The organism is Nocardia heshunensis (genome assembly GCF_054782115.1).
Window position 1 is genome coordinate 1 of the sequence record NZ_BAAGTC010000046.1, and the last position, 646, is coordinate 646.

General features: G+C 43.8%; 2 protein-coding genes. Both read left to right on the forward strand.

What is annotated here, in order from left to right:
- The coding region (locus tag ACYVN4_RS45060) for a hypothetical protein (RefSeq protein ID WP_460730457.1) at positions 1-365 on the forward strand (365 nt) is incomplete at its 5' end.
- On the forward strand, positions 362-646 hold a 285-nt coding region (locus tag ACYVN4_RS45065; protein ID WP_460730459.1), incomplete at its 3' end, for a hypothetical protein. The genes ACYVN4_RS45060 and ACYVN4_RS45065, both read left to right, overlap by 4 nt.

Here is a 646-nt window from a genome sequence, read left to right on the forward strand (position 1 = left end):
ATGATGAGCACACTTGGACACTTGACGACCGTAAGAAGCGTAAGAAGAAAGAGAGCGATGCCGTACCAATCAGAACTTGTGAGTTCTGTTATGCGGTGATCCCGGCTTCATCCACAGTCTGTCCGGTGTGTGGGAAAGCTATTCAGCGGACAGAGTCTGAGATGGAGGTAGACCACGAAGTGAGGCTCGAACAGATTCATGGTCGGCTGGATATGAAGAGTGAGTACAACTCGGTTCGTTTTGGTCGAATGAAGCCCAGTGAGGCGCAGACCATGGAAGATTTATATGGAATTGCGAAAGCCCGGGGTTATAAATCAGGGTGGGCGTGGTTCCAAGGAAAAAAGAAGGGATTGATAAAGAATTGAGCAAAAAAGGTTATTATATTGACTCGATTATTGTTGATGAGGACGGGAAAAAGAAGACAGTCTATAAACCCAACTACACAATATGCTCCAGTGAATGGGAATTTAAAGCTTATGGGCAGATGCCAGGTTGTGTGCAATTTGATAGTTACATTAAAGAGCGAGAAGCAGAAGGTATCCGAGTTGAGATTGTCAGTACTACAAATGAAAACATCATGCGAACAGATTTATCCCCATTAGATCATAAGTCATCAGAATTGTATGAAGTATTTGCGGCTGTATGG